General features: G+C 67.0%; 23 protein-coding genes and 1 tRNA gene. 5 read left to right on the forward strand and 19 right to left on the reverse strand.

The annotated features are described in order from the left end of the window. Positions 1 to 4 precede the first annotated feature (4 nt). The 11 genes from OOB33_RS11465 to prfB all read right to left on the reverse strand — a co-directional run bounded on the left by OOB33_RS11465 (position 5) and on the right by prfB (position 16,531). Positions 5 to 1,552 carry a tryptophan halogenase family protein gene (locus tag OOB33_RS11465; protein WP_271008765.1) on the reverse strand — a complete coding sequence of 516 codons (1,548 nt, stop codon included), beginning with the start codon at positions 1,550 to 1,552 and terminating at the stop codon, positions 5 to 7. Beyond that, positions 1,549 to 3,156 carry an ATP-binding protein gene (locus OOB33_RS11470; RefSeq protein ID WP_271008766.1) on the reverse strand — a complete coding sequence of 536 codons (1,608 nt, stop codon included), beginning with the start codon at positions 3,154 to 3,156 and terminating at the stop codon, positions 1,549 to 1,551. The genes OOB33_RS11465 and OOB33_RS11470 overlap by 4 nt, the downstream gene beginning before the upstream one ends. Next, positions 3,146 to 3,862 carry a response regulator gene (locus tag OOB33_RS11475; RefSeq protein WP_102767334.1) on the reverse strand — a complete coding sequence of 239 codons (717 nt, stop codon included), beginning with the start codon at positions 3,860 to 3,862 and terminating at the stop codon, positions 3,146 to 3,148. Before OOB33_RS11475 ends, OOB33_RS11470 begins: the two co-directional genes overlap by 11 nt. After that, a complete protein-coding gene (locus tag OOB33_RS11480; protein ID WP_271008767.1) occupies positions 3,859 to 5,304 on the reverse strand; it encodes an ABC transporter substrate-binding protein in 1,446 nt (481 codons plus the stop codon). Before OOB33_RS11480 ends, OOB33_RS11475 begins: the two co-directional genes overlap by 4 nt. A gap of 565 nt (positions 5,305 to 5,869) precedes the next feature. Beyond that, positions 5,870 to 6,193 (reverse strand): hypothetical protein, encoded by a 324-nt coding sequence (locus tag OOB33_RS11485; RefSeq protein WP_102767332.1) that lies wholly within the window; start codon positions 6,191 to 6,193, stop codon positions 5,870 to 5,872. 232 nt (positions 6,194 to 6,425) lie between these two features. Beyond that, positions 6,426 to 10,700: a PAS domain-containing hybrid sensor histidine kinase/response regulator gene (locus tag OOB33_RS11490; protein WP_271008768.1), complete on the reverse strand. Its 4,275-nt coding sequence runs from the start codon at positions 10,698 to 10,700 to the stop codon at positions 6,426 to 6,428. A gap of 48 nt (positions 10,701 to 10,748) precedes the next feature. Then, positions 10,749 to 11,084, reverse strand: coding sequence for a VanZ family protein (locus OOB33_RS11495; protein ID WP_442952999.1), 336 nt, complete (start codon positions 11,082 to 11,084; stop codon positions 10,749 to 10,751). A gap of 333 nt (positions 11,085 to 11,417) precedes the next feature. Further along, positions 11,418 to 11,493 (reverse strand) — tRNA-Thr (locus OOB33_RS11500). 25 nt (positions 11,494 to 11,518) lie between these two features. Then, the gene (locus OOB33_RS11505) at positions 11,519 to 12,532 is read right to left on the reverse strand and encodes a class 1 fructose-bisphosphatase (protein ID WP_102767330.1); all 1,014 of its coding nucleotides are present in this window, start codon (positions 12,530 to 12,532) and stop codon (positions 11,519 to 11,521) included. Between the two features lie 90 nt (positions 12,533 to 12,622). Further along, positions 12,623 to 15,319 carry an aminopeptidase N gene (pepN, locus tag OOB33_RS11510; protein WP_271008769.1) on the reverse strand — a complete coding sequence of 899 codons (2,697 nt, stop codon included), beginning with the start codon at positions 15,317 to 15,319 and terminating at the stop codon, positions 12,623 to 12,625. A 107-nt stretch (positions 15,320 to 15,426) separates the two neighbouring features. Further along, positions 15,427 to 16,531 (reverse strand): peptide chain release factor 2 gene (gene prfB / locus OOB33_RS11515; protein WP_102767329.1). Its coding sequence is split into 2 segments (ribosomal slippage): positions 15,427 to 16,449 and positions 16,451 to 16,531, totalling 1,104 coding nucleotides; the frame shifts between segments, so codons are not numbered across the junction. A 211-nt stretch (positions 16,532 to 16,742) separates the two neighbouring features. Here prfB and OOB33_RS11520 point away from each other — a divergent pair. Continuing rightward, positions 16,743 to 17,048 carry a DUF4212 domain-containing protein gene (locus OOB33_RS11520; protein ID WP_271008770.1) on the forward strand — a complete coding sequence of 102 codons (306 nt, stop codon included), beginning with the start codon at positions 16,743 to 16,745 and terminating at the stop codon, positions 17,046 to 17,048. 18 nt (positions 17,049 to 17,066) lie between these two features. On the opposite strand, the gene OOB33_RS11525 is transcribed toward OOB33_RS11520, so the two are convergent. Next, positions 17,067 to 18,041: an alpha/beta fold hydrolase gene (locus OOB33_RS11525; protein WP_271008771.1), complete on the reverse strand. Its 975-nt coding sequence runs from the start codon at positions 18,039 to 18,041 to the stop codon at positions 17,067 to 17,069. Between the two features lie 114 nt (positions 18,042 to 18,155). On the opposite strand from OOB33_RS11525, the gene OOB33_RS11530 reads away from it, so the two are divergent. Further along, positions 18,156 to 18,644, forward strand: a complete 489-nt coding sequence (locus OOB33_RS11530) for a GNAT family N-acetyltransferase (RefSeq protein ID WP_207795918.1) — start codon at positions 18,156 to 18,158, stop codon at positions 18,642 to 18,644. A gap of 16 nt (positions 18,645 to 18,660) precedes the next feature. On the opposite strand, the gene arsC is transcribed toward OOB33_RS11530, so the two are convergent. From arsC to OOB33_RS11565, 7 genes are all read right to left on the reverse strand, one after another. After that, on the reverse strand, positions 18,661 to 19,029 hold the full coding sequence (arsC, locus tag OOB33_RS11535) for an arsenate reductase (glutaredoxin) (RefSeq protein ID WP_102767325.1): 369 nt from the start codon (positions 19,027 to 19,029) through the stop codon (positions 18,661 to 18,663). Between the two features lie 28 nt (positions 19,030 to 19,057). Beyond that, positions 19,058 to 19,861, reverse strand: coding sequence for a hypothetical protein (locus tag OOB33_RS11540; RefSeq protein ID WP_271008772.1), 804 nt, complete (start codon positions 19,859 to 19,861; stop codon positions 19,058 to 19,060). 81 nt (positions 19,862 to 19,942) lie between these two features. After that, positions 19,943 to 20,620: a hypothetical protein gene (locus OOB33_RS11545; RefSeq protein ID WP_171827868.1), complete on the reverse strand. Its 678-nt coding sequence runs from the start codon at positions 20,618 to 20,620 to the stop codon at positions 19,943 to 19,945. Continuing rightward, positions 20,617 to 20,865, reverse strand: a complete 249-nt coding sequence (locus OOB33_RS11550; RefSeq protein ID WP_102767322.1) for a helix-turn-helix domain-containing protein — start codon at positions 20,863 to 20,865, stop codon at positions 20,617 to 20,619. The genes OOB33_RS11545 and OOB33_RS11550 overlap by 4 nt, the downstream gene beginning before the upstream one ends. Continuing rightward, positions 20,865 to 21,461 (reverse strand): DUF2975 domain-containing protein, encoded by a 597-nt coding sequence (locus OOB33_RS11555; RefSeq protein ID WP_271008773.1) that lies wholly within the window; start codon positions 21,459 to 21,461, stop codon positions 20,865 to 20,867. Before OOB33_RS11555 ends, OOB33_RS11550 begins: the two co-directional genes overlap by 1 nt. Before the next feature lie 132 nt (positions 21,462 to 21,593). Then, positions 21,594 to 22,181 (reverse strand): GNAT family N-acetyltransferase, encoded by a 588-nt coding sequence (locus tag OOB33_RS11560; protein ID WP_271008774.1) that lies wholly within the window; start codon positions 22,179 to 22,181, stop codon positions 21,594 to 21,596. A gap of 14 nt (positions 22,182 to 22,195) precedes the next feature. Then, positions 22,196 to 23,095 carry a dienelactone hydrolase family protein gene (locus OOB33_RS11565; protein WP_271008775.1) on the reverse strand — a complete coding sequence of 300 codons (900 nt, stop codon included), beginning with the start codon at positions 23,093 to 23,095 and terminating at the stop codon, positions 22,196 to 22,198. A 242-nt stretch (positions 23,096 to 23,337) separates the two neighbouring features. Between OOB33_RS11565 and OOB33_RS11570 the strand changes: the two genes are divergently transcribed. Genes OOB33_RS11570 through OOB33_RS11580 form a run of 3 tightly spaced genes read left to right on the forward strand, consistent with a single transcriptional unit; the run spans position 23,338 to position 26,328 of the window. Continuing rightward, a complete protein-coding gene (locus tag OOB33_RS11570) occupies positions 23,338 to 23,919 on the forward strand; it encodes a GbsR/MarR family transcriptional regulator (RefSeq protein WP_223696784.1) in 582 nt (193 codons plus the stop codon). A 4-nt stretch (positions 23,920 to 23,923) separates the two neighbouring features. Beyond that, complete coding sequence (locus tag OOB33_RS11575) at positions 23,924 to 25,297, forward strand: cytochrome ubiquinol oxidase subunit I (RefSeq protein ID WP_271008776.1); 1,374 nt, start codon at positions 23,924 to 23,926, stop codon at positions 25,295 to 25,297. 11 nt (positions 25,298 to 25,308) lie between these two features. Continuing rightward, positions 25,309 to 26,328, forward strand: a complete 1,020-nt coding sequence (locus tag OOB33_RS11580; RefSeq protein WP_102769526.1) for a cytochrome d ubiquinol oxidase subunit II — start codon at positions 25,309 to 25,311, stop codon at positions 26,326 to 26,328. Positions 26,329 to 26,411: the final 83 nt, after the last annotated feature.

A 26,411-nucleotide genomic window follows, 5' to 3' on the forward strand; every position in this document is an offset into this window, starting at 1 on the left:
GTGGTCAGGCGCTGGTGGCCAGCCGCCGCAAAGCTTCGCGGTGCGGCAGGAAGTGTTTTCGGGCCTGATCCACCAGGGAGGCCCGCGCCTGCAGGCCGCTGAGTGCCATGGCCTGCGAGGGCGCCGCCCTGTGGCCAGGCGCGCTTGTCGGGAAGCGGCCCATGCCGGCCAGCAGGCAGTACCACGAGGGCCGCTGGTACATCAGCGCGGCTTCATGCCGGCCCAGGGCCGCGTCGAAGTCGGCGCCGGCGTCCCAGCTGGCCAGCAGCTCCGCCAGCCGATCCGAGCCTGGCTTCATCGCGCGGTTGGCGCGCCAGTACTCGGTGTCCTCGCGGCTGTTGAGCAGGTAGTGGGTTTGCACGTAGTCGCACACACCGTCGAACATGCGGTTGATCTCGGCGTTGTAGCGCTCACGCAAGGTCGCCGGGTCGTCGCCACCGGTTTGCAGCGCTTCGATCAAATGCTGCACCGAGAACTGGATCAGCATCAGCGCGGTCGCTTCCAGCGGCTCGATGAAACCCTGGGACAGGCCGATGGCCACGCAGTTGTGTCGCCAGTGACGCGCCACGCGACCCACGCGCATCTTCAGGCGCCGGGCACTGGCGCCCTCGGCCGCCGGGCCGAGGTGGGCGCGCAGCGCGGCTTCTGCCGCGTCATCGCTGATGAACTGAGAGCTGTAGACATAGCCGTTGCCGTGGCGATGCGTCAGCGGAATCTGCCAGGCCCAGCCGTGGCCCAGGGCGGTGGAGGTGGTCTCGGACGCCATGTCCTGGTCGGGATCCAGCGGCGTGGGGATGGCGATGGCGCGGTCGTTGAAGAGCCGGTCGCCCCAGGGGATGAAGGGCTCGCCCAGGGTTTCGTTGATCAGCAGGCCGCGAAAGCCGCTGCAGTCGATGAAGAAATCGCCCTCCAGGCGCTGGCCGCTGCTCTGCAGGCGCAGGGCGGTGATGTCGCCGCTCTCGGCGTGGCGTTCCACCGCCGCCACGGTGTCCACGCAGTGCTGCAGGCCCAGCCGCTCCTGCGCATGGCGCTTCAGGAAGGTGCCCAGCAGGCCCGAGTCGAAGTGGTAGGCGTAGTCGGTGGCCGGGTGCTGAGCCGGATGGATGTAGTGGGGCGCGCGGCGCTGACGCGCCAGTTCAGCGGCAAGAAAGAAGTCTGCCGGGTTGGCGTCCACATCCTCGCCGCGCCGGCGCTGATTCGCTTGCTGGATGAAGGCCTGGCCCAGCGGGCGGTCGGCCTCGTTGAAGAAGGGGTGGACGTAGCTTTCGTAGCCCGGATGCGTGGACCAGCCGGGGAATCGGATGCCGGCCTTGTAAGTGGCGTGGCAGGCCGGCATCCAGTCGCGCTCCTCCAGGCCGAGCTGGCGGAAGAAATCGCGCAAATAGGGCGTGGAGCCTTCGCCCACGCCGATGATGCCGATGTCGCTGGACTCGACCAAGGTGTAGCGGCAGGCCGGCCCCAGCTGGCGCGCCAGGAGGCAGGCGCTCATCCAGCCGGCCGTGCCGCCGCCGACGATGATGAAGTGGGGGGAGGCGGGGGGCGCGGAAGTCATGAAGCAGAGGATGCGGAAGAAGTAGCTGCCGCCGAATCGGCGCTGTCAGGCGGAGTCGCCAACATCGGCGGCGCCGCAGCGGCATGGCCAGGCAGGGCCAGCCTCACCTCAAAGCCGCCCTGCGGATGATTGCGAAAGCGCAGGCTGCCGCCGTGGTCGGCCACGATGTCGCGCACGATGGATAGGCCCAGGCCCAGGCCTTCGCCGCGCAGCTTGGAGCCATGGTCCAGCCGGGTGTAGGGTTGGCCCAGCTTGGCCAGGGCGCTCTCGGGCACGCCGGGTCCGTGGTCGCGCACGGTCAGCAAGACCTGACCCTCTTCTGCGCTGCCGGGCTCGCCCGAGGCCATCTCCAGCTCGGTGCGGTGCTGCTGGGCGCCGGCGCCGTAGAACATGGCGTTGTCCAGCAGATTGCCGAGTGCGCGCTTGAGGGCCAGCGGCTTGCCGAACACGGTCAGGGGCAGCTCTTTCAGCTCGATCTGCTGGCCGGTCATGCGTGCGTCGCGCACCATCTTCTGCAGCACCAGGTCGATGCGCACGGGCGCACGGTTCTCGTGGATGTCGGTGTCCTTGACGATCTGCAGGGCGGTCTTGACCATCATGTCCAGCTCGTCCAGATCCTCGTGGAACTCGTCCTGCACGGCGGGGTCGTCCAGCAGCTCGCTGCGCAGGCGCAAGCGGGTGATGGGTGTGCGCAGATCGTGCGAGATGGAGGCGAACAGACGCTCGCGGTCGCTGAGGTAGCGGCGGATGCGTTCCTGCATGTCGTTGAAGGCCTGGATGGCGCGCCGCACCTCCGAGGTGCCGCTCAGGCGCAGCGGCTGCGGCGTGGTGCGGTGGCCCACCAGGGCGGCGGCCCGGCTCAGGCCGCGCAGCGGGCGGGTCAGCGCGCGCGCGGCGATCACGGTCAGGATCAGGGCCAGGCACAGGGTCAGCAGCTGCGGGGCCAGGCGTTGCCAGGTGAAAAAGTCCAGCTGCTCCAGAAAGTAGGGGTCGGGCATGGCGCTGGTCAGGTAGAGCCACTGGCCCGGTTCCGTCTCCACCTGGATCACCAAGAACGGCGCCGGCCGTTCACTGGCCAGCAGCGAGGGGTCGACCCAGCTGTCGGGCAGGTCGGCCAGCAAGGCGCCGCTGGGCGCCACCTTGAGCCCTTGCGGTGAAGCCAGGGCGACCCGGATGGGCGTGCCGGGTGCCAGCTGGGCGCCGATTTCCTGGCGCACGATGGCTTCCACCGAGCGCGCCAATGGCAGATCGGGCAGGGCCCGGGTCGGCACCTCGCCCTTGTTGAGAAAGACCAGAAAGCGCGTGCCGCCCATGGTGCGCAGCTGCTCGATCACCAGCGGCCGGTAGGGCGCCGGCAGCTCGCGCAGGGCGCGCAGCGCGCCCAGCACGCCGCTGGCCACATGGTGGGCGGCCAGCTCGGCCTGGCGGCGCGTGCGCAGCTCGACCTGGCGGTACCAGAGCAGATTGACCAGCAGCTGCACGATCACCAGGCCGGCCAGCATGGCCAGGGTGAAGCGGCCCTGCAGGCTGTCGAACCAGAAGCCCAGGCTGCGCCGCGGCCAGCTCTGGGTTTCTCCGCTCAGGCCCTGGGCCTCAAAGCGCATGCGAGGCGCTGACGGTGGTGGCAAAGACATAACCCGAACCCCGCACGGTCTTGATCAGGGCCGGTTGCTTGCCGTCGTCGTGCAGGCGCTGACGCAGGCGGCTGACCTGCACATCGAGCGAACGGTCCAGAGGGCCGAGGTCGCGGCCGCGCGTCACCTCGGCCAGGCGGCTGCGGTCCAGCACCTCGCCGGGGTGCTCCACCAGCAGCTTGAGCAGCTGGAAGTCCATGCCCGAGAGGGCCGAGGCCGCGCCCTCGGGGTCGATCAGGCTGCGCTCCAGCACATCGAGGGTGAAGCCGTTGAAGCGGAAGTAGCGCGGCGTCTGGCTCCGCTCCTGGCCGCTGCGGCGGTGGATGGCCTTGATGCGGGCCAGCAGTTCGCGCGGGTTGAAGGGCTTGCCAATGTAGTCGTCGGCGCCCAGTTCCAGGCCGACGATGCGGTCGGTTTCCTCGGCGCTGGCGGTCAGCATGATGACGGGCACATCGGAGCGGCGGCGCACCGCCTGGCACAGGGCAAAGCCCTCGGTGTCGGGCAGCATGACGTCGAGAATGCACAGGCTGATTTCGTCACGGAAGCGCTCGAATTCGGCCATGAAGCTGGCGCCGTCGTGGGCCAGGCGCACCTCGTACTGGTTCTTCTCGAGGTAGGTCTTGAGCAGGGTGCGGATCTTCTGGTCGTCGTCGACGAGCAGGATGGTGCGGGTCATGGCAAAGCTTTCGGGGGGCGCGGGCCGAGCGCGCGCAGCAGGGCCTGCAGGCGGCGCTGCGCAGCGGCGGGGGTCTGGTTGGGGTCGAGGGCAAAGCGGTGCACGGTCTCGATGAAGGCGTTCTTGCCGACCTCATCAAACGCCATGCGGTGCACCAGGCTGGGCACGCGCGGCGTAACGGGGTTGGCGAACAGGCGATAGGAGCGTTGGGCGCAGACATCGAGCTCGTCCACCGGCACATCGCGGCGCACCGGCACCGAGCCCTTGATGCGGTTGTAGCTGATCTGCAGCGTGGCATTGCCCAGCAGCTCGGCCATGCGCTCCTGCGCCGCCTGCTTGGCGTTGTCGCCGGCCAGCATGGCCAGGGTGTCGATGCTGAAGAGATGGGCTTGCGCCGTGCCGGGCACGGCCTTGCATTCGAAATCGCGCCCGCCTTCCTGGCCGAGCGCGCCCAGCTCGCCGCGCACCCAGTCGCCGCTGATCAGCATGGCCGTGCGGCCTGCGGCAAAGTCGGCGACCAGCTCGGTCCAGCGGCGTTCGCCGGGGTTGGCGTTGCCGGGCTGGCTGCCGCTGCCTCCGGCGGCGCTGACCGGTGCGGCCAGATTGCGCCATTCGCGCAGGCGTTTGAAGCTGCGCTCCAGGGCCGGGTCGTCAAAGGCCTGGAGGTCGCGCTGCACCACCATGCGTTGGTAGAGGGCCGGGCCGGCCTCGCCCAGCAGCATGGCTTCGAACACCGTGGCCACCTGCCAGGGCTCGTCGCTGAAACCCACGGGCGTGATGCCGGCGGCGCGCAGGGCGCTGGCCGCCCGCATCACGCCGGCCCAGTCGCTGGGCGGCTCGATCTTGAGCTGGCGGAACAGGGCCAGGTTGAGGTAGAGGTTGTTGATGCGGTGGATGCCCAGGGGCGCGGCCACCACATGTTCGCGAACATTGAGCTGGCTCATCACTTGGGGGAAGAGGGTGCCGCGCCAGTCGCGCCGCTGCGCCACACCGTCCAGGCGCAGCAGCAGGCCCAGCTCGGCCCATTCGCGCAAGGCCTGGCCGTTGAGTTGGGCCACCTGCGGCGCCTGGCCGCGCAGGGTGCGCTCGTTCAACACCTTGATGGCACCGCCGCCGCCGCCGCCGGCCACGGCGCCATCGATCCAGCGCAGGCCTTGCTCGGCCATGCGAGCGGCCACATGGTCGGCTGCGGCTCGCTCGCCGGCCGAGGTCCACCAGTGCAGCACATTGAGCTCCTGGTTGAGCGCCGCATTGCTGCTGTTGCCGGCGCTGCCGCTGCTCGTGCCTGTGCTGCTGGATGCCGCGGGCGGCGCCGCCGGCACCGACACCGGCTGCAGCAGGGCGAGTGAGGTGACCAGTGCAAGAATGGCCGGCATCTTGCCTCGCAGGGGCAGGCGCGGGGCCAAGGATTTGTTGGACTTCGGTGAGCTTGTGTAAGGCACGGGCGGACAGCGCGGAGAGGCTTGTGACAATTGTTCAGGCCCTCTGCGCACTTGGCGATTGGGGCTTTCGCGGCATCGGCCGCAGAGCGCCCGTGCGCCGGGGCTTGTGGCCACGTTAAATAACGTAACACGCGAAATCGGCGCCACGATGTCGGCCCGCACGCTGCTGCTCGATGACACTGGGGCGAGCGCGTGTTTCTGCCCTGTTGCAGACGGTTCAGGGCCGATGCCGGCGGGGAATTGCGTTACATGGCCTGCGGCCCTATCGTCGGGCCTGTGCCCTGGGGCAGGGTGGCTGCTGACGCAGCGCCGCCGCGCCCCATGCGGCGACAAGGCGTGCAGCGCGCATGCCAGGACCCGGGCCAGGGTGCGCTGGATGAGTCGTGCCGAGCCCGTGCTTCACAGGACTGCTCCTTGCCTGCGAGCGCCTCCCCCGCCAATGCGGAGGTGCTCGCAGGATCTTCTTTTCCTGGCCGCGCAGTGCTGGATTGGGCGGGGTTGCCCTCGGTGCTCGCCCAGCGAGGCAGCCGGGCCATCACGGCCCGGGCCGCGGTCCGCGCAGAGCTTACTGGGCGTGATCTTGTCCTTCTTCGCCCTCGTCTTCGGGCTCCAGGTACTCGTCTTCGAGCTCGTCGTTGTCCAGCGTGGCGACCTCGGCGTATTGCACGCCGTGCAGCTGGTGGCGGTAGGCCAGGTGGGCGTGGCGGGCGGTGGCTTCGTGCTCGCCGTCTTCGGCGGCTGCCGCAGCAGCCAGGTGGTGGTCGGCCGCGGCGGAGAAGTGGCGGGCGGCCAGGCGGTGGTAATCGGCCACGGTTTCGAAATCGTCCTCGTCCAGCAGTTCCTGGGTGACGCCTTCGGGCAGGTCTTGGAGGTCTTGGGCTTGGCTCATGGAAATCGTCTCTTCCTTCGTTCGTGCGCCCGAGTCGGGGCGCGGTGGATGGAGCGTGAATGGCCGCTGGGCTCATGGGCGCTGCCGCCCGGGCCTGGGCTCAGACGGCAACGCAGACCCAGCATCACCGCGGGCCGTGAAGCCTTGGTGACAGTGCGCGCGGTCTGTTTGGGGCGAACGAGGAGCGCGGAGCCGTGGTGGAGGTAAAGAAAGGCGCTGAGGGCGGGCCGCGTCAGGCCGTGTCGGCGAGATAGTCCAGGGCGGCCTGACGGGCAGCGTCGAAGGTCAGACGAAAGTGTTGCAAGGCCTGCGCATAGGGCTGCTCGCCCTCGCTGCACAGCTGTTCCACGGCCAGCGCGGCTTGGCTCAAGTCCTGCATGCCGAGGTAACCGGCGGGTGTCCCTGTGGCGTGGCCGAGTTGGGCCCAGCCCGCGCGGTCGCCGTCATCCAGGGCGTGCATGCGCACCTGGGTGTCGCTGAGGAAGCGCTGCAGCAGGCCTTGGAACTGGCCTGGCTGGCGGAATGCGGCCCGGCCTCGCTCGGCGTCGAAGGACGGCTTGGCCTCGGTGCCCGGCGGCGAGCTTGCGGGAGTTTCGGCCGGCGTGGCTGCCTCGCTGCTCCGGAGGCCCCCGGGTTCCGCGGCGTCGCCGTCGGCGCTGCGCCCCATCAGGCGGTTGATGGTGCCGACCAGCTCATCCACATTGAAAGGCTTGGCGACGAAAGCATCCATACCAGCCGCCAGCGCGGCCTGGCGTTGCTGCTGGAAGGCGCCGGCGGTGAGGGCCACCACCTTGAGCCGCTGCAGCTGCGGCGTGGCGCGAATCTTCTCGGTGGCGGCATAACCGTCCATCACCGGCATCTGCACATCCATCAACACCAGGTCGATGGCCTCGCCTTCGCCGAGCAGGCGATTCAATGCATCCAGGCCATCGACGGCCTGCAGCACTTCGGCGCCTTCGCCGCGCAGGATGTCCTGGGCCACATCGCGGTTGATCTCGCTGTCATCGGCCACCAGCAGACGCAGGCCGCGCAGGCGTTGCTCTTGCTGCGCGGGCAACGCCGGGGTACCGAGCAAGGCGCCCCGGCGACTCTTGGCCTCCAGCACCACGTTGTAGAGCGCCGAGGCGGTGACGGGCTTGGTCAGCACTGCATCCACCGCCTGGGCGCCGGGTTCGTCGCGCAGGTGGTCGCGGTCGTAGGCGGTGACCATGACGATGATGGGCGCGTCGGGGCGATCGCTGCCATCGGCGTCCTGATGCTGCTGCTCCCGGATCAGCACGGCTGCCGCCAGGCCATCCACCACTGGCATGCGCCAGTCGAGCAGGATCACGTCGTAGGGCAGCTGGGTGGCACGTTCGTGCACCAGCTTCAGGGCCTGGCCGGCCGAGTCGGCGGCATCGGCATGCCAGCCCAGGCTCTTGGCCGTGCTGCACAGCACCTGGCGAGCGATGGCATGGTCGTCGGCGATCAGAACGCGTTGGTGGACCATGGCGGGCAGTGAATTTTCTGCCGGCTCGCTGAGCTGGAAGGGCAGGCGCACGGTGAAGGTGCTGCCCTGGCCCAGCCGGCTTTGCACGGCGATGCTGCCGCCCATCAGCTCGGCCAACTGGCGGCTGATGGTCAGGCCCAGGCCGGTGCCGCCGAAGCGGCGGGTGGTCGAGCTGTCGGCCTGGCTGAAGGCATGGAAGATGTCGGCCAGCTTGTCTTCGGGGATGCCGATGCCGCTGTCCTGCACGCTGAATTCCAGGGTGATGAAGTCCGGGCCGCGCGGGTCGGGCAGGTCGAGCTTGCGCACCGCCACCACCACCTCGCCCTTGGGCGTGAACTTGATGGCGTTGCTCGCCAGATTGGTCAGCACCTGGCCCAGGCGCAGCGGGTCGCCCTTGAGGAAGAGCGCCCCTGCCGGCGCCGCACCGACCAGCACCTCGACCGGCTTGTTGCCCACGGCCGTGGCCATCAGCGAGGCCAGCTGGTCCAGCACATCCTCGAGCCGGAAGGGCATGTTCTCGATGTCCAGGCGGTGTGCCTCGATCTTGGAGAAGTCCAGGATGTCGTTGATGATGGTCAGCAGGCTGCTGCCCGACTGCTCGATCTTGCGCACCATCTGCAGCGTGCCGGCTTCCAGGGGCTGGCGTTGCAGCAGGTAGCACATGCCCAGGATGGCGTTCATGGGCGTGCGGATCTCATGGCTCATATTGGCCAGGAATTCGCTCTTGGCCTGGTTGGCCGATTGCGCCTGCTCGCTGCGTTCCAGCAATACCAGGTTGAGTTCCTGCAGGCGCAGCTGGGCCTGCTTGAGGGCGCTGACATCGGTGATGAGCACAAAGAAGCCACGCACCTTGGCGGGCGGGCTGACGCCCTCGGCGTCGGTCTCCGGCTTGGCTGCGAGCTCCAGGTCGGGGATGAAATGGATCCAGGCCTCGCTGTGCCGGCCGTCGGCATGTTCGATACGACGCTCTGTCTGCTGGCTTTCGCCGCGCAGGGCGCCATCGACAAAGGGCTGGAACCAGGCCGAGCGTTCGGGCCCCAGCAGCTCGGCCATGGGCCGACCCTTGAGCTCCGCTTCGCCCAGGCCCAACCAGTTCTTGAAGGCGGCGTTGGCAAAGGCGCAGAGTCGATCGGGCGTGCAGTACAGCATCATCCCAGGAACGATGTCGAGCAGCGAATGCAGAAAGCGCTCGTTCTGCTGCAACTGCTGGCGCTGCTGGGTCAGCTCGGTGATGTCGTTGACGACGACGTAGAAGCCCTGCACCTCACCGTCGACCCAGTCGGGTAGGTACTGGGTCAGCGAGTGGCGCGAGCGACCGTCGAGGCTCTTGATGGTGCGCTCGAAGGTCTGTGCTTGTCCTTGCAGCGCCGCTTCGATGTGGCGGCGGTTGGCTTCGAAGAGCTCGGGCCCGAGCAGGGCCTGCAGGCTGCGGCCAGGCAGCTGCAGCGGGTCAATGCCGAACCAGTCGGAATAGGCGTGGTTGGCCACCTGGTTGATCAGCTGCTTGTCCCAGTACCCGATCATGGAGGGCACGCCGTCCAGCACATTGCGCAGGCGGCGGCGTGCGGTTTCCAGCTCCTGGGTGCGCTCTTGCACCTGGCCCTCCAGGCTGGCGTTGAGCTGCAGGATGCGGGCCTCGGCCTGCTTTTGTTCGGTGATGTCGCGCGCGATCTTGGCCGCACCGATCACCTGGCCTTGAGCATCGTGGATGGGTGACACCGTGACCGAAACATCAACCCGGCTGCCGTCGGCTCGTTGGCGCACGGTGATGAAGTGGGGCACCCGCTCCCCTTTGGCGATGCGGCTCAGGATGTTGTGTTCTTCATCCTGCAACTCTGGCGGAACAATCAGTTCACCCAAGGGGCGGCCCATGGCTTGTTCGGCGCGGTAGCCGAAGATGGCCTCGGCCGCCGGATTCCAGCTGGTCACGCGTCCTTGCAGGCCCTTGCTGACGATGGCCTCGCTGGAACCCGCCACGATGGTGGCCATATGCGCGGCATCGGCCGCGGCCTGGCGGCGGCGCTGGCGGTTGCTGGCCAGCGAATGCAGCAACAAGGCCAGCAGGGCCGAGACCCCGGCCATGCTGATGCCCACCCAGGTGGGATTGAGCTGCGGCTGAAGCGCCAGAAAACCGGGCTGGGCACGCACTTCGACCAGCCATTGGCGGCCATAGAGCTGCAAGGGCAGGCGCAAGCTGAGCCCGGCCAGCGCTGGGGCACCGGGCCTGGAATCGAAGAAGGGCAGGGGTTCGGCCTGGTTGTCGGCATCCAGCAATCGCAGGGCGGCGCTGTCCTGACGCAGGTCCAGGCCGTTCAGCATTTCTTCCACCAGCAAGGGCGCGTAGGCCAGGCCCTGCACCTCGGCCTGACGCAGGGCCAGGCTTGCGGGTGTGCTGCCGCTGCGATAGATGGGCAGCATGAAGAGCAGGCCCTGGCCTGGTTTGCCGCTGGCTTGCAGCAAGGTGATGGGGCGAGTCAGGGTCGGCTGACCACTGTTGAGCGCGGCCAGCATGGCTTCGCGTCGCGAGGACTCGGAGGCGATGTCCAGGCCCAGGGCTGCGGCGTTGGGTGCCTCCGGTTCGATGAACTGGATTACCCAGCGCTCATCGCGGTGAGGGCTCAGCGATTGGATGTGGAAGTCGGGTCGGATTTCCTGCTTCAGTCTGCGCAGAAATGCCGCTTCCTGCTGTGGCTGGATGCGGCGGATCAGGCCGAAGCCGCGTGCGCCGGGGAACTCGCGTTCCAGGTCGCGCGAGCGCATGTACTCGCGAAAGCCTTCGCGGCTGAGCTGATCCAGCCCCGCCGCCAGGGCTGCACCGCGGGCGCCGCGCAGGCCGTATTCGTAGCTGCGCATGCGGGCTTGCACCTGCCCCAGGGTTTGCTGGGCCAAATCGGCGAAACGCCTTTCGGTTTGAGCCTCTTGCTGCCGCTGCAAGGCCAGGGTGGTGGCAAAGGCCAGCACGCAGCCTCCCAGCAGCACCGCCAGAGCCCAAGCTCCGGACTTGCTGCCTTGCTTCATGTGCGCTCCCCGCGGTCGGCCCGGGGAGGCGACCGCTTTGGAGCGAGACTAACCCATTTCCCGCGTAGCGGGCGCGCGCTGTGGGCGCCAGAGTACGCGGGCCGCGCGCTGCAGCGCAAAGGCCAGCAGCAGGCCCAGTGCCAGGCCTGCGCTGTCGGCCAGCAGGTCGGCCCACTCGCCGCTGCGCCCGGGCACCTGGCTTTGCAGGATCTCGATCGCGCCGCCGTAGGCCAGCAAGCCGATCCACAGCGCCACCCGGCGCCGCGGCCAGGCCAGCAGACCGACCGTGCACAGGCCCGCAAACGCGCTGGCATGGTTGAGCTTGTCCCAGCCCAGGGTCGCTTGCTTGGGCGGAGCCGGACTCAGCGCCAGAAAGGAAATCACCGCGAGCATCAACAGGAACAGTCCCAGTAAGGCGCGATGGAGCCAGGGCTGTTGCCAAAAATCCGGCTCGCCGAGGGGCGATGCGTGAGAAGCTGAGGCGGTGGCCAGAGGGTCAGGTCGTGTCACGATGCGGCGCGAATTAAGTGAAGCCGGGAGTGTCGCCCGACCGGCATTGCATCGTGGCAGCTTTGTGTGACGCGCTGACAGGGCCGGACTGGCTTGTCACGTCGGCGCAGCCGCCTGCGTGTCCCGGCCGGCTGTGCGTGCAATCCCGTTCCAGCCCAGAAACAACAAAGCCCAGCTCTTGCGAACTGGGCTTTGCGGATTTTTTGATGGTGCCGGAGAGATGAATCGAACACCCGACCTTCTCATTACGAATGAGCTGCTCTACCGACTGAGCTACACCGGCATCAAGCCTTAAATTCTAGCAGGAATTATTGGGCCGAATCAAGATGGTAGGCGGTGACGCGCTCCACCTCGTTCTTGGAGCCCAGCACCACGGCCACGCGTTCGTGCAATTGCGTGGGGGTCAGGTCCATGATGCGCTGGCGGGCGTTGGTGGCCGCGCCGCCGGCCTGCTCGACCAGGAAGGCCATGGGGTTGGCCTCGTACATCAGGCGCAGCTTGCCGGCCTTGTTGGGCTCACGCCGGTCCCAGGGGTACATGAAGACGCCGCCGCGGGTCAGGATGCGGTGCACATCGGCCACCATGGAGGCGATCCAGCGCATATTGAAGTTCTTGCCGCGCGGACCTTCTTCGCCGGCCAGGCATTCGTCGATGTAGCGCTTCACCGGTGCATCCCAGTGGCGCATGTTCGACATATTGATGGCGAACTCCTTGGTGTCCTCGGGGATCTTCACGCCTTCTTGCGTCAGCACAAAGCTGCCTTGCTCGCGGTCCAGGGTGAACATGGCCACGCCGGCGCCGAAGGTCAGCACCAAGGTGGTTTGCGGGCCGTAGACGCAGTAGCCGGCGGCCACTTGCTGCTTGCCCGGCTGCAGGAAGTCGTCTTCCGACACGCCCTTGCTGCCCTCGGCCTTTTTGAGCACCGAGAAGATGGTGCCGATGGAGACGTTGACGTCGATGTTGGACGAACCATCCAGCGGGTCGAACATCAGCAGGTATTCGCCCTTGGGGAAGCGGTTGGGCACCAGGTAGATGCCTTCCATTTCCTCGGAGGCCATGGCCGCCAGATGGCCGCCCCATTCATTGGCCTCGATCAGCACCTCATTGGCGATGATGTCGAGCTTCTTCTGGATCTCGCCCTGCACGTTCTCGCTGCCGGCCGTGCCCAGCACCTCGCCGAGCGCACCCTTGGTGACGCTGATGGCGATGCGCTTGCAGGCTCGCGCCACCACCTCGATCAGGAGGCGCAGCTCCTGCGGGATGTGGCCATGCTGGCGCTGTTGTTCGATCAGGTATTGAGTCAGGCTGATGCGACGTGTCATGGTGACGGTCTTTCTCGGGGAAGTAAAAAAACGGGTCAGAACGCGGCAGACGAAGAAAAGGGGCCTCGCGGCCCCTTGTCATCTGCCCGTTCAGGCGGCGGCGTCGGCCGACTTGTCAGACTCCAGTGCACGGTCGATGACCTCGCGCACATCGCTGGACAGGTCGGGCTTGGCGGCCACGCGGCGGATCGCTTCCAGGGCGGCGCTGCGGTAGGGCTGGGCCAGGGTGGTCCAGCGGTCCATGGCGCGCGCCAGGCGGCTGGCGATCTGCGGGTTGATGGCGTCCAGAGCCAGCACCTGCTCGGCCCAGAATACATAACCCGCAGCATCAGCGCGGTGGAAGGCAGCCGGGTTGAACATGCACAGCGAGGAGATCAGGCTGCGCGCGCGGTTCGGGTTCTTGAGCGTGAAGTCCGGATGCTGGGTCAGCTGCTTGACGCGGGTGAAGCTCTTGCCATCCAGCTCCGGCGTGCGGCCTTGCAGGGCGAACCACTTGTCGATGACCAGGGCGTCGTCCTTGAACAGCTCGTGGAAGCGGGCCAGGGCCGCCTCGGCCAGCTCGGCATGGGCGTTGACCAGGGCGCTCAGGGCGCCGAGGCGCTCGGTCATATTGCCGGCGTCCTTGAAGCGCTGGTAGGCGCGGCCGGGCCAGACCGTGTCGCCGCTGCGGGCAGCGTCCAGCACCAGCATGCTCAGGGCCAGATTGGCCAAGGCGCGCTTGCCGGAGGACACCGGATCGGGCGTGTAGCCGCCCTGGATCTGGTTGGCCTCGAAGGCTTCGATCCAGTCCTCACGCAGGGCTTGGGCCAGTTGGCTGCGCGCGGCCTCCACGGCGGCGTGGATGGCTTGCGGGTCCACCACCTCCAGCTGCTCGGCGATATAGCCTTCGCCGGGCAGGGTCAGGGCCAGGTCCTTGAAGGCGGCGTCCAGCTCGGGATGGCGCAGCACGGCGCGCATGGCTTCGATGAAGGCGCTGTCCAGCTGCAGGGCGCTGCCGCTGCGCACGGCCGCGAGGATGCGGTTCAGCGCCAGGCGCTGGCTGGCTTCCCAGCGGTTGAAAGCATCGGCATCGTGCTGCAGCAGCACCAGCAGGTCCGCATCGCTGAGGCCGTCATCCAGCACCACCGGGGCCGAGAAGCCGCGCAGCAGCGAGGGCACGGGCTGGCTGGCCAGGTTGGTGAAGACGAAGCTTTGTTCGACTTCGTCCAGCACGATCACGCGCTCCAGTCCGGTGGCCTGGTCTTCGCCCTGCAACTGCAGAGGCAAGGCCTGACCCTCAGCACTCAGCAAGCCCAGGGCCACCGGGATCACCTGGGGCAGCTTGTGCTCCTGGCCCGGGGTGGCGGGGTTGTGTTGCTTAAGCGTCAGGGTGTAGGTCTGGGCGGCTGCGTCGTACACGCCGCGGGCCTGCACGCGCGGCGTGCCGGCTTGCGAGTACCAGCGCTTGAAGTTGTCCAGGCGTGTGCTCAGGGCCGAGCCGGGGTTGGCGTCGGCGATGGCGGCGGCGAAGTCGTCGCAGGTCACGGCCTGGCCGTCATGGCGCTCGAAGTAGAGCTTCAGGCCCTTCTCGAAGCCGGCGCGGCCGACCAGGGTCTGGTACATGCGCACCACTTCCGAACCCTTTTCGTAGACGGTGGGGGTGTAGAAGTTGTTGATCTCGACGAAGGTGTCGGGGCGCACCGGGTGGGCCATGGCGCCCGAGTCCTCGGGGAACTGGCTCGCGCGCAGGGCGCGCACGTCCTGGATGCGGCAGACCGCGCGGGCGCTGGCGCCGCCGGCCATGTCCATGCTGAACTCCTGGTCGCGGAAGACGGTCAAGCCCTCTTTCAGCGAGAGCTGGAACCAGTCGCGGCAGGTGACGCGGTTGCCGGTCCAGTTGTGGAAGTACTCGTGCGCGACGATGGACTCGATGCGGGCGAAGTCAGCGTCCGTTGCGGTGGCCGGCGAGGCCAGCAGGGCGCTGGTGTTGAAGATGTTCAGGCCCTTGTTCTCCATCGCGCCCATATTGAAGTCGGACACGCCGACGACCATGAAGCGCTCCAGATCCAGGGGCAGGCCGAAGCGCGCTTCGTCCCAGACGATGGAGGCGATCAGCGAGTTCATCGCGTGCTCGGTCTTTTCCAGGTCACCGCGGCGCACGAAGACTTGCAGCAGATGGTCCTTGCCTGCACGGGTGCGCACGCGCTGTTCGCGCGCCACCAGATCGCCGGCCACCAGGGCGAAGAGATAGCTGGGCTTGGGGAAGGGGTCGTGCCATTTGGCGAAGTGGCGACCGTTGTCCAGGTCGCCCGAGTCCAGCAGATTTCCGTTGGACAGCAGCACCGGGAACTTGGCCTTGTCGGCGCGCAGCAGCACGGTGTAGACCGCCATCACATCGGGGCGGTCCAGGAAGTAGGTGATGCGGCGGAAGCCCTCGGCCTCGCACTGCGTGAAGAAGCTGCCACCCGAGGTGTAGAGGCCGCTGAGTGCGGTGTTCTTGTCGGGCGCGCAGGTGTTGCGGATCTCGAGCGCGAAATCGGCATCGGGCACGTTGTCGATGATCAGCTCGTGGCCTTCCTGGCGGAAGGACACGCTCTCGCCATTGATCAGCACGCGCAGCACATTGAGCTCTTCGCCGTGCAGGCGCAGGGCGCCGTGGGCGACGGCGGCATTGCGCTCCAGCTGCATCTTGGAGGTGACCAGGGTCTTGGCCGGGTCCAGATCGAAAGTCAGGTCGACGGTACGGATCCAGAACGCGGGCGCGCAGTAGTCTTCGCGGCGGATCAGGGTGGCAGTGCCTTCACGCATGGCGGGCATCCTTGGGTGGCAAGAGGTTTGAAGCCCCGCGCGGGTGGCGCGGGGTCAGAGGCAAGGCAGGGAACGGTCAGGGAAAGAGCCGGGCGGGCGTCTGGGTCTCAGACGCCTTGCTTCAGGCTCTCGGTGATGAAGGGATCGAGGTCGCCGTCCAGCACCTTCTGGGTGGCCGAGGTTTCGTAGTTGGTGCGCAGGTCCTTGATGCGGCTTTGGTCCAGCACATAACTGCGAATCTGGTGGCCCCAGCCCACATCGGTCTTGGTGTCTTCCAGCTTCTGCTGTTCTTCCATGCGCTTGCGCATTTCATGGTCGTACAGGCGCGAGCGCAGGCGTTTCCAGGCCACGTCGCGGTTGCTGTGCTGGCTGCGGCCGTCCTGGCACTGGACCACGATGCCGGTGGGGATGTGGGTCAGGCGCACGGCCGAGTCGGTCTTGTTGATGTGCTGGCCGCCGGCGCCGGAGGCGCGGAAGGTGTCGGTGCGCACATCGGCCGGGTTGATGTCGATCTCGATCGAGTCATCGACTTCCGGGTAGACGAACAGCGAGGCAAAGCTGGTGTGGCGGCCACCCGAGCTGTCGAAGGGGCTCTTGCGCACCAGGCGGTGCACACCGGTCTCGGTGCGCAGCAGGCCGAAGGCGTATTCGCCCTCCACCTTGATGGTGGCGCTCTTGATGCCGGCCACGTCGCCGTCGGTCTGGTCTTCCAGCGTCGCCTTGAAGCCCTTGCGCTCGGCGTACTTCAGGTACTGGCGCAGCAGCATGCTGGCCCAGTCGCAGGCTTCGGTGCCGCCGGCGCCGGCCTGGATGTCGACAAAGCAGTTCAGCGGGTCGGCCGGGTTGTTGAACATGCGGCGGAATTCCATCTGCTCGACGATCTCCGTCAGCTTGGCCGCATCGGCCTCAATGGCTTCCAGGCCCGCGAAATCATCCTCGGCCTTGCTCATCTCGTAGAGCTCGGCGTTGTCGGCCAGATTGCTCTCGAGGTGGTCGACGGTGTTGACCACGTTTTCCAGCGTGCGCTTTTCCTTGCCCAGTTCCTGGGCGCGCTTGGGCTCGTTCCAGACGCTGGGGTTCTCCAGCGCGGCATTGACTTCGTTCAGTCGCAGTGCTTTGCGATCGTAGTCAAAGATACCCCCTTAGCGCGGCAGTCCGCGCTGTCAGGTCGGCCAGGGTGCTACCGATGGTGTTGATGCGTTCGATGTCCATGTTCTTGGTTCCCAAGGAGTACTTGCGGTGGGATGCGTGCGGTCTGGGGCGCGCCGTGCGGGGCGCCTGGCGGGCCCCACCGGGTTCAGGACGCGGCCAAGCCCGGGTGCCCGCGCATCCGAACCTGCTATTTTCACACGCCGGCGCGCGCTGGTAGCAAAGCGCTTGCCCCAGGTCGCCTTCCGGGGGAAATGCTGCACACTGCCCAGCCATGAATCTGCATGATTTCGACCGCCCTGCGCCCCTGCCGGGATCGCTGCCGCCCGCGCCGCCGAGCGCGCAGCAGCTGCGCTACTGGCAGCGCACCCGCCGCCTCACCGGTGTCTTGCTGCTGATCTGGTTGGGCGTGGCTTTCGGACTGAGCTACTTTGCCCGCGAGCTGAGCTTCGATTTCTTCGGCTGGCCCTTCAGCTTCTGGGTGGCCGCCCAAGGGGCGCTGCTGGTGTTCTGCCTGATCGTGGCCGTGTATGCCTGGGCCATGCACCGGCTGGACCAGCTCCATGCCGGGCCGGGCTGATCGGCCCCTGAGCTCGCTTCAGGCGAGCAAAAAGTCTTCGAGGCAGCGCGCCAGCGCTTCGGGTTGGTCGTGGTGCAGCATGTGGCCGGCATCGGCAATGCGGTGTTTTGCCAGCTGGGGCACGGCGCTGAGCCGGGCTTCGAAATCGGCGCGCGGGTAGCGGTCGCCCCAGAACTGGCTCAAATCGCTGGCTTCGCCCTCGACCCAGAGCGTGGGCGCGGTGATCAGCTTCCAGCCGGCCACGATTTCATCCTTGCGGTAGAGGATGGGGTTGGCGCGCTTGTGCGCCGGGTCAGCCAGCAGCTGCCAGTTGCCATCGGCCTGTTGGCGCGACCAGTGCGGCGCCAGCCAGGCGGCCTTGTCCGGGCTCAGGCGCGGGTTGGTCTTGATCAAGCGCTGGGCCACGGCCTCGACGCTGGCGTAGGGGCGCAGCTGCGGTGGTTCCTTCAGTTCTTTCAGCCAGGTGGCCAGACGGCCCGGGGCCTGCTCGGGCTTGGCTTCCGGCAGGCCGAAACCTTCGAGATTGATCAGCCGCCGCACCCGCTCAGGCCGCACGCCAGCGTAGCTCATGACGATGTTGCCGCCCATGCTGTGGCCCAGCAGATCGACCGGAGCCTCGGGGCTGAGTCGGTCCAGCAGGGCGTCGAGATCGGCCAGGTAGTCGGGGAACCAGTAATTGCTGCCCGGGGCGTTGTCGCTGAGGCCGAAACCGCGCCAGTCCAGGGTCACGATGGGGCGGCGGTCGTTCAGCGCACTCAGCGCGTCGACCACGAACTGGAAGGACGCGCCCACGTCCATCCAGCCATGGACCATCACCAGCAGTGGCTGCGCGCTGGCGGTCGAATGCTCGCTTGCCGCCTCGCTGCGCCAGTGCATCAGGTGGTGGCGCAGGCCGCGCAGCTCCAGGAATTCGCTGCGGTGTGCGCGCTGCACCTGGTAACAAGGCTTGCGATCGGCGGCTTCGGTGCTTGGAGGGGGCGTGGTGGCGTTCATGGCCTGCACTGTAGGCCGAATGGCGCTGCGCCGATGTAGCTGGCGCGACAGCGGGCGCTCAAGTGCGCGATCAAACGGCCGGGCCGCAAGACCTTACCCCATTCCCCGGGCAGAATGGGGCGCATGATTTCATACACCTTGCGTTCCGCCGAGCCCCGAGATGTGCCGGCCATTGTGGGCCTGGTCAAGGAGCTGGCCGAGTTCGAGAACCTCAGCCATCTGCTGGAGCTGACCGCGGACAAGCTGCGACTGCATCTCTTCGGCCCCAAGCCTGTGGTCGAGGCCCTGGTCGGTGAGATCGGCGGTGAGGTGGTGGGCTATGCCCTGTTCTTTACCAATTTCAGCACCTTCCTCGGCAAGCCGGGCCTGTATCTGGAGGACCTGTACGTGCGCTCGGCGCACCGCCGCAGCGGCCTGGGCCAGGGCATCCTGACCCGCTTGGCGCAGATCGCCGTCGAGCGCGACTACGGCCGCTTCGAGTGGACCGTGCTGGACTGGAACGAAGACGCGATCCGCTTCTACGAGCGCATGGGCGCCCATGTGCTGCCTGAGTGGCGCATCTGCCGCCTGGCCGGCCCCGATCTGCAGCGCTACAAAAAGTAGGCCGCAGCCTTCTTCTTCAGCCGAGCAGGGCCTTCAGGCGCTCGGGCGGCCGGGCGATCACGGCGCGCTGGCCATCGCTGACGATGGGGCGTTGCAGCAGCTTGGGATGAGCGGCCAGCGCCGCCAGCAGTTCGGCCTCGCTGAGTTCAGGCCGGGCCAGGTTCAGGCTCTGGTACTCCTCTTCACCGCTGCGCAGCAGTTCCCGGGTATTGAAGCCGGGTTCGGCGGCGCGCAGCTGGCTCAGCAAGGCCTGCAGTGCGGGCAGGTCCAGCGGCGTTTTTTGATAGTCGGTCACCTCGACCTGGCGGCCGCTGTGTTCCAGCAGGGCCAGAGCTTCGCGCGATTTGGAGCAGCGCGGGTTGTGGAGCAGATGCAATGGGGTCATGGTTTCAGTGTAGGGGTGCGGCGCGCGCTCATTTGATGGAGAGGCCCTTGACGCTCAGTCGCGTATTGGCCGGAGCGATCAATCGCGCCTCATCTGGCCAGCTTTCCTGGCCATTCAAACTGGTGCAGCTGCGCGGTGGCTCGCCAGCCACGGTATCGGGGTCTTTGTCCTTGGGGTCAGCGCTCAGCGGCAGGCCCACGAGCTGACCTTTCTCGCGCCACTCGAGTTCCCAGGCCGGTTTGCTGCTGCAGATGCGAACGCCTTCGAACTGGGGAAACATGGGTTTCAAATACCAGGGCAGCAGATCGCTGCGCAGCTTGTGGGCCAGGCGTGTGATGCGTCGCACCTGGCCCATGGTCAACTGCTCGGCGCGGGTGGAAATACGCAGGGAACCCTGGATGCTGGCGCTGCCGCGCTTCCAGTTGCGCGCCAGATCGGCATCCTTGCCGAGTTCCAGCGGCAGCACTGGCAGGGTGAAGGTGCCGTCGGCGGCGATCGTGATGGGTACCGATCCTTCGTTGTGGTACAGCGCCAGCTTGGGCGCGAAGCCGGCCGGTTTGGCTTCCTTGAAGCTGAGCTTGAACTCCATGTAGAACTGGGCTTCGCCATACTTTTGCATCAGGCTCAGGATCTCATTCATCTTGCCGTAGGGAATCAGCGATCCGTCGCGCTGCAGCGTCATGGAAACGGTCTCCAGCTGCACCGGGGTGCTGGCCGCATCGGCGGGCGGCGTTGTTTGGGCTTGAGCCTGGATCTGCAGGGCAAGCGCGCTCAGCGTGATCAACAGGACTGCAGAGCGGCGAGAGAGCGGGGTTGCGGAGGTGTGGTTCATGGGCTTGTGGGCGGCGGGTGTCTGTGAATGGAGCGTGGCGCAAGTGTGGGTCTGGTCCGGTGCGACGTGACTCACTCTTGTTTACTTCTTGCACGAGGACACCAACTTGGGTGCGCCTCGGGCCATCGGGTCGAATGCAAACAGCTGGCTGACGCGAGCGTCTTGCACGTCGTAGCAAGAGCTGCCTTGGCGGATGCGGGTGTGGCCGGGCGCAATCTGTTCCTCGGTCTGTTCGGGTGAGCCCAGCGCGCTGGCGATGCGCTCGCCCACATCGGGCCGGCGGGTGTTGCTGCGCGGGTCGAGGCGTGCCATCTCGGCGGGGCTGATCGCTGCGCCGATCGCCTGGCGCAGCGGGAGCTTGAGCTTCAAAGGCTCAGGGCTGCTGGCCGCGGGTTCGGGCGGCGGCGCCTGCGCCGCGAGGCGTGTGGTGATGGGCTCCTTGGGCGCTGTGATCGGAAGGGCTTGAGGCGTGGCGCTCTGGGCTTGGCGCGGCAAGCGGCCCGGCATTCGGATCTCGGGCGTCATGCGTTCTGGCTTTTTCTTCTTCTCCAGTTCTTGCGGACGCAGCGAGGGCCGATTGAACAAGCGCATGGTGACCCATCGCGCCTGCGGTTCGGCCTTCGCCGCGGCGTTCAGGCTGCTCTGGCGAGCCTGCAGAAACAAGGCGAGCAGCAACAGGTGCAGCAGGGCCACACCGAACCAGGCCCAGCGCCGGGTCGGGCTGCGCGGGTGGAGAAAGTCGGGGTGAGCGCGCTTCACGATTCGGCCTCGGCACCGTCGGGATCGGTGCCGGTCTCGGTGCCGGGCTCATAACGCAGCAGATCACCGGGCTGGCAGTCCAGGATGTTGCAGATGCGGCTCAGGGTGTCGAAGCGCACGCCGCGCACCTTGCCTGATTTCAGCAGCGAGAGATTGGCCTCGGTGATGCCCACCCGCTCGGCCAGCTCGCGCGAGCGCATCTTGCGCCGTGCCAGCATCACGTCCAGGGTCAGAACGATGGGCATCAGATGAACTCCGCGTTCTCTTCGGCCACCGCCTGCGCCTGCTGCATGACCTGGGCGATGCCCCAGATCACCAGGCCGATGAACAAGCTGATGAAGTGCTCGAAGCCCAGGCCCAGCACCAGCTGGCGCTGACCGGCCGGGTTGCCCAGGGTCAGCGCCAGGACGGAGAGGGTGTGGGCGACCGGCTGCGCCAGGGCGTGCACCATCAAGGCCAGGGCCAGGCGGCGCAGCCGCCGTACCGGCTCTGCCGTGAAGACCTGGCCCAGGCGGTAGGCGCCGAACAGGCACCAGACCTGCCAGAGTGCGAACAGCAACACGGCGCAGGGCAGACAGCTGGCGGCCCAGCCCCAGGCGCGCGAGGCAGCGTCGAGTTGCAGCGGGATGCTGCTGTCGCTGACCCAATAGCTGCGCGCCACTTTTTCCACCCAATCGGCGCGGCTCCACAGCTGCGCTGGCACCAGCACCAGCATGGCTGCGCCGGCCGCGCATAGCAGCTGCACCCACAGCGCCAGGCGGCGCACGCGTTCCAGCGGCTGCATTCGGGCCGATTGAGGTCGGGCAGGGCTTGGGTGCTTGGAGGTGGTGTCGGGGCGCATGGCCGGCATTCTCTCTTGATAAATTTCTGTAAAACAATAATTTATCAAAGTCGGCCAGAAAATTCACCGGCACCGCGGCGTGATGCCGGCCGGAGCGTGAGGCGCACCCAGCTGGGCTGGGTGGCTGGTTGATCAGGGCGCTTGGTCATCCGGCCAGGCCGGGTTCACCAGGTCAAAGAGCTCATGGTCGCGCCAGGCGCCAGCGATGAAGAGGTAGCGACGGCTCAGGCCAATCGGGCTGAAGCCCAGGCGCTGCAGCACCGCGCGGCTGCGCCGGTTTTCTGGCCTCACGGCCGCCTGCAGCCGGTGCAGGCGCACGCGCGGGCCAAACAGCTCGGCGATGACGGCCTGCAAGGCCTCGTGCATCAGGCCCTGACCCTGGGCATGGGCATCCAGGCTGTAGCCCAGGCTGGCATTCTGGAAGGGCCCGCGGCTCAGTTGCGAGATGCCGATCTGGCCGATCAGCACGGCCGGTGCCTCGCGGCGCGCGAACCAGTAGCGCAGGGCGGCGCCGGCGGCAAACTCATCGGCGCCTTGCTGCAAGCGGGCCAGCACCACCTCGGGCGTCAGAAAGTCAGGCGGCTGGGGCGGGTCCCAGGGGGCGAGGTGTTCGCGGTTGCGCAGCTGGAAATCACGCACCGCCTCGCACAAGGCGGGGGAGGGCGCCCGCAAGAGCAGGCGGGGGCTGTGCAGCTCAGGGCTGGCGCCTGCGTTTGTCATCGTCCTCGTTGTCGTCATTTCAGCTGCTCGCGTAAAAAGCCCAGCATGGCCTCGCGCGAGGCGGCCCAGGCTTCGGCATTGCCACCGACATGGACGCCGGCGCCGGGGTTCACTCCGTTGGGTACCTCGCGGCGCAGGCGCACGGGCGCGGCTGCATCGAAGCCGTGGTACGCGCCGGTGTAGGTCTGGACTTGAACGGCGGCGCCACCGGCCTGACCGCGGCTGTGGGCGGCCAGGGCTTCGCAAGGCGCGGCAGCGGTCCAGTCATCGGCCCTGCCCAGCAGCATCAGCAAGGGCGCTTGGGCGCGGTAGCCGCGCTTGAGTTCGGCTTCGCAGCCCGGGTAGAAAGCGACGGCGGCGCGCGGCTTGGCCGGGTTGGCCTTCACCTCTTCATGGTCGGCGGCCGTGCTGGCCAGCACCGTGCTGCCGCCGTTGGACCAACCCAGCAAGGCGATGCGCGCCGGGTCCACTTGAGGCCGGGCGGCCAGCCATTGCAGGGCGCCCAGGGTGTCGCGGCGGCGTTCGCGCATGGTGACCTGGCGGCTGCCGATGCGCTGGGTGCAGAGTTCGCGTTCACCGCGCGGGCTTAAAGAGTCGAGCACCAGCACATGCCAGCCTTGCTGGTTCAGCAGCGCGCGGTAGCTCTGCATGCGTTCGGACAGCTGATCTGCCTGGCGGCCCAGGGCGCCGCCGCAGCCGTGCAGCAGCAGCACGGCCGGCCGCGCCTGGACTTCGACGCCGCTCGCGACCGGAAACCAATAGCCGCTCAGGGCCAGGGGCTGGCCGTCCTGCTGCGGCAGGCTGGCGATCTGCACCCGCTGCGCGGCGTCGCTAGCCACAGCGGGCGTCACGGCGCACAGGGCCAGCAGCCCCTGGAGCAGTAGGGCAAGAAGAAGTCGGGGGCGGCTCGGCATGGCGATCAAGTGCGTGGAATTGGGCGGGGAAGGGAAGCCGGACGGATGTGTGGGCCACCTCAGGTGGCCTCGCATTATTGGCGCCCGCCATGAAGCAGCAACCTCGCTGCTCGCACGGTCAAGAACTTGTGGACTTGCTGAATTTTCAGGAATTATTGAAAATTCAGCAAAATCTTGAAGCAGATCAAATTCCTCCACCCTCAAAAGACGCCGGCTTTGCGCTGGCGCAAGGACACGCCGCCATGCAAGCCATGAGTCCCCTGGTTCGTAGTTTTGTCGCCCATTTCGGGGAAATGGGCAGCCGTTGGGGCATCAACCGCACCGTCGGGCAGATCTATGCCCTGATTTTTGTCTCGCCCCAGGCCATCAATGCCGATGAGATCGCCGAGAACCTGGAGTTCAGCCGCTCCAATGTCTCCATGGGCCTGAAAGAGCTGCAGGCCTGGCGCCTGGTGCGCCTGCGCCACCTGCCGGGCGACCGGCGCGAGTATTTCGAGGCGCCGTCGGACGCGTGGGAGATCTTCCGCACCCTGGCCGAAGAGCGCCGACGGCGCGAGATCGAACCGACCCTGTCCATGCTGCGCAATGCCTTGCTGGAGGCGCCGACCTGCGAAGAGGACCGTGTGGCGCAGGAACGCATGCGCGGCATGCACGATCTGATCGAGCTGATGACGACCTGGTTCGACGATGTGCAGAAGATGGACTCGCAGACCCTGGGCCAGCTGATGAAGATGGGCTCCAAGGTGCAGAAGATGCTGGAGCTGCCGGGCCGCATCGGCCGCGCCGTCAGCGGTGTCGCGGGCAAGCCGGCTTCGGAGCTGTGAAGCCATGGACGTCCTTCATGCCCTCGATCCCCTGGTGCTGGCCCGCATGCAGTTCGCCGCCAACATCACCTTCCACATCCTGTTTCCCACCATCAATATCGCCCTGGCCTGGGTGCTGCTGTTCTTCCGCTGGCGCTGGTTGAGCACGCATCAGGAGGCCTGGCTCCATGCCTACCGTTTCTGGACCAAGGTGTTTGCGCTGAGCTTTGCGCTGGGCGTGGTCAGCGGCATCACCATGAGCTTCCAGTTCGGCACCAACTGGCCGGGCTTCATGGAGCGGGCCGGCAATATCGCCGGGCCGCTGCTGGGCTATGAGGTGCTGACAGCCTTTTTCCTGGAGGCGAGTTTCCTCGGCGTGATGCTGTTCGGCCATGGCCGGGTCAGCGAGCGGGTGCATCTGGCCGCCACCTTTCTGGTGGCCTTTGGCACCAGCCTGAGCGCCTTCTGGATCCTGAGCCTGAACTCCTGGATGCAAACGCCCCAGGGCTTCGAGATCGTCAACGGTGAGTTCCATGTGCTGAGCTGGACCGAGGTGATCTTCAATCCCAGCTTCCCCTACCGCCTGGCTCACAAGCTGCTGGCCTCGGGCCTGACCGTGGCCTTTCTGCTGGCCGGCCTGAGTGCCTGGCAGCTGCTCAAGCGCAAGAGCCAGCCCAGCACCGCCCGCGTGCTGCGGGTGGGGCTGACGCTGGGTGCGGTGCTGATCCCGCTGCAGATCCTGGTGGGCGATATGCACGGGCTCAACACGCTCAAGCACCAGCCGGCCAAGGTGGCGGCGATGGAAGGCGTCTGGCAGACCGAACGCGGCGCGCCCTTGCTGCTGTTCGCCTGGCCGAATGAGAAGTCGCGCAGCAATGAGTTTGCAATCGGCATCCCGAAGCTGGCCAGCCTGATCCTGACCCATGAAGCCGAGGGCGAGATCCGCGGCCTGGACGAGTTCAAGGGCGCGCATCCGCCGGTGGCCCCGCTGTTCTTCGGCTTTCGCATCATGGTCGGCACGGGACTCTTGATGTTGGCTTTCAGCTGGGCGGGCCTGTGGTTGTACCGTCGCCGCGCCTGGGTGGCTGAGCAACTGCCGCGGCCGCTGCTCTGGGGTCTGAGCGGCATGGCGTTCTCGGGTTGGCTGGCCACCGTGTCCGGCTGGTATGTCACCGAGATCGGCCGCCAGCCCTTCATCGTCTACGGCCTCTTGCGCACCAGCGAGGTGGCCTCGACCACGCCGGCGCCGCACATCGCCCTGACTCTGGCGGGCTATGTGACGTTGTACTTGTTCCTGATCCTGGCTTACGTCGGCGTGCTCAAGTACATGGCCGAGAAGCCGCTGGAGCATGGGCCGAGTACGCCCTCGCGCCTGACCCAGAGCCGCACCTTTGCCTGATGGAGGGCCTGATGAACTTTGCGAACCCGGATCTGAGCACGCCTGCCGGCTGGATGCCCTTGGTCTTTCTCGGCCTGATGGGCCTGTCCCTCTTGATTTACGTGGTGCTGGATGGCTACGACCTGGGCGTCGGCCTGCTGATGCTGGGCGCCAGCGATGCCCACAAGGACCAGATGGTGGCCTCGATCGGCCCTTTCTGGGACGCCAACGAAACCTGGCTGGTGCTGGGCGTGGGCATTTTGCTGGTGGCCTTTCCCAAAGCCCATGGCCTGATCCTCCAGGCGCTCTACCTGCCGGTGGCGCTGATGCTGCTCGGCCTGATGCTGCGCGGCGTGGCCTTTGACTTCCGCGTCAAGGCGCCGGCTGAGTGGAAGCCCTTCTGGAACGGCAGCTTCATCTTCGGCTCGGCCCTGGCGGCCCTGTCCCAGGGCTGGATGCTGGCGCGCTACATCACCGGCTTTGCCGAGGGCCCGGGCTACACCGCTTTTGCCTTGTTGATTGCCCTGGCCTTGGCGGCCGCCTACGCCATGCTGGGCGCCGGCTGGTTGATCATGAAGATGGATGGCGCTGTGCAAGCCCTGGCCGTGCAGCGGGCCAAGCTGGCCTGGCCGGCCGTGGTCTTGGGTCTGGCGGGCGTGTCGCTGATGACGCCCTGGGTCAGTGCCACGGTCAGCGAGCGCTGGTTCCGCATGCCCGAGCTGATCGCCTTGCTGCCCATCCCGCTGATGACGGCGCTGAGCCTGCTGGCTTTGCGCGCCATGCTCAACTCGCACCGGGTGCGCGGCAAGCTCTGCTGGCTGCCCTTCGCCCTGATGGTCGCGGTCATGTTGCTCGGCGCGCTGGGCCTAGCTTACAGCCTCTATCCCTATGTGCTGATCGACCGCCTGACGGTCTGGCAAGCCGCCGCCGCACCCAAGTCCTTGACCGTCATCCTCTGGGGGGTCTTGGTCACTTTGCCGGCGATTCTGGTCTACACATGGTTTGCTTACCGGGTATTCTGGGGAAAGTCGAGTGAGCTTCGGTATGCTTGACGCCGATCAACCCGGGTTTCACCGGGTGTGGAGCGAAATTCAGGTGGCTGCACCGCTGCCTCATCGCCCAAAACTGCAGTTCG

This window comes from Paucibacter sp. B51 (assembly GCF_027863535.1).
GTDB classification, from domain to species: Bacteria; Pseudomonadota; Gammaproteobacteria; order Burkholderiales; family Burkholderiaceae_C; genus Paucibacter_A; species Paucibacter_A aquatilis.

Coding starts and splice junctions, on each gene's coding strand:
- OOB33_RS11540 (WP_271008772.1), bottom strand. CDS start 19,861: ATGAACCACACCTCCGCAACCCCGCTCTCTCGCCGCTCTGCAGTCCTG.
- OOB33_RS11565 (WP_271008775.1), bottom strand. CDS start 23,095: ATGCCGAGCCGCCCCCGACTTCTTCTTGCCCTACTGCTCCAGGGGCTG.
- OOB33_RS11570 (WP_223696784.1), top strand. CDS start 23,338: ATGCAAGCCATGAGTCCCCTGGTTCGTAGTTTTGTCGCCCATTTCGGG.
- OOB33_RS11485 (WP_102767332.1), bottom strand. CDS start 6,193: ATGAGCCAAGCCCAAGACCTCCAAGACCTGCCCGAAGGCGTCACCCAG.
- OOB33_RS11555 (WP_271008773.1), bottom strand. CDS start 21,461: ATGCGCCCCGACACCACCTCCAAGCACCCAAGCCCTGCCCGACCTCAA.
- OOB33_RS11505 (WP_102767330.1), bottom strand. CDS start 12,532: ATGACACGTCGCATCAGCCTGACTCAATACCTGATCGAACAACAGCGC.
- OOB33_RS11525 (WP_271008771.1), bottom strand. CDS start 18,041: ATGAACGCCACCACGCCCCCTCCAAGCACCGAAGCCGCCGATCGCAAG.
- pepN (WP_271008769.1), bottom strand. CDS start 15,319: ATGCGTGAAGGCACTGCCACCCTGATCCGCCGCGAAGACTACTGCGCG.
- OOB33_RS11575 (WP_271008776.1), top strand. CDS start 23,924: ATGGACGTCCTTCATGCCCTCGATCCCCTGGTGCTGGCCCGCATGCAG.
- OOB33_RS11530 (WP_207795918.1), top strand. CDS start 18,156: ATGGGGCGCATGATTTCATACACCTTGCGTTCCGCCGAGCCCCGAGAT.
- arsC (WP_102767325.1), bottom strand. CDS start 19,029: ATGACCCCATTGCATCTGCTCCACAACCCGCGCTGCTCCAAATCGCGC.
- OOB33_RS11550 (WP_102767322.1), bottom strand. CDS start 20,865: ATGCCCATCGTTCTGACCCTGGACGTGATGCTGGCACGGCGCAAGATG.
- OOB33_RS11490 (WP_271008768.1), bottom strand. CDS start 10,700: ATGAAGCAAGGCAGCAAGTCCGGAGCTTGGGCTCTGGCGGTGCTGCTG.
- OOB33_RS11465 (WP_271008765.1), bottom strand. CDS start 1,552: ATGACTTCCGCGCCCCCCGCCTCCCCCCACTTCATCATCGTCGGCGGC.
- OOB33_RS11560 (WP_271008774.1), bottom strand. CDS start 22,181: ATGACAAACGCAGGCGCCAGCCCTGAGCTGCACAGCCCCCGCCTGCTC.
- OOB33_RS11470 (WP_271008766.1), bottom strand. CDS start 3,156: ATGCGCTTTGAGGCCCAGGGCCTGAGCGGAGAAACCCAGAGCTGGCCG.
- OOB33_RS11520 (WP_271008770.1), top strand. CDS start 16,743: ATGAATCTGCATGATTTCGACCGCCCTGCGCCCCTGCCGGGATCGCTG.
- OOB33_RS11475 (WP_102767334.1), bottom strand. CDS start 3,862: ATGACCCGCACCATCCTGCTCGTCGACGACGACCAGAAGATCCGCACC.
- OOB33_RS11580 (WP_102769526.1), top strand. CDS start 25,309: ATGAACTTTGCGAACCCGGATCTGAGCACGCCTGCCGGCTGGATGCCC.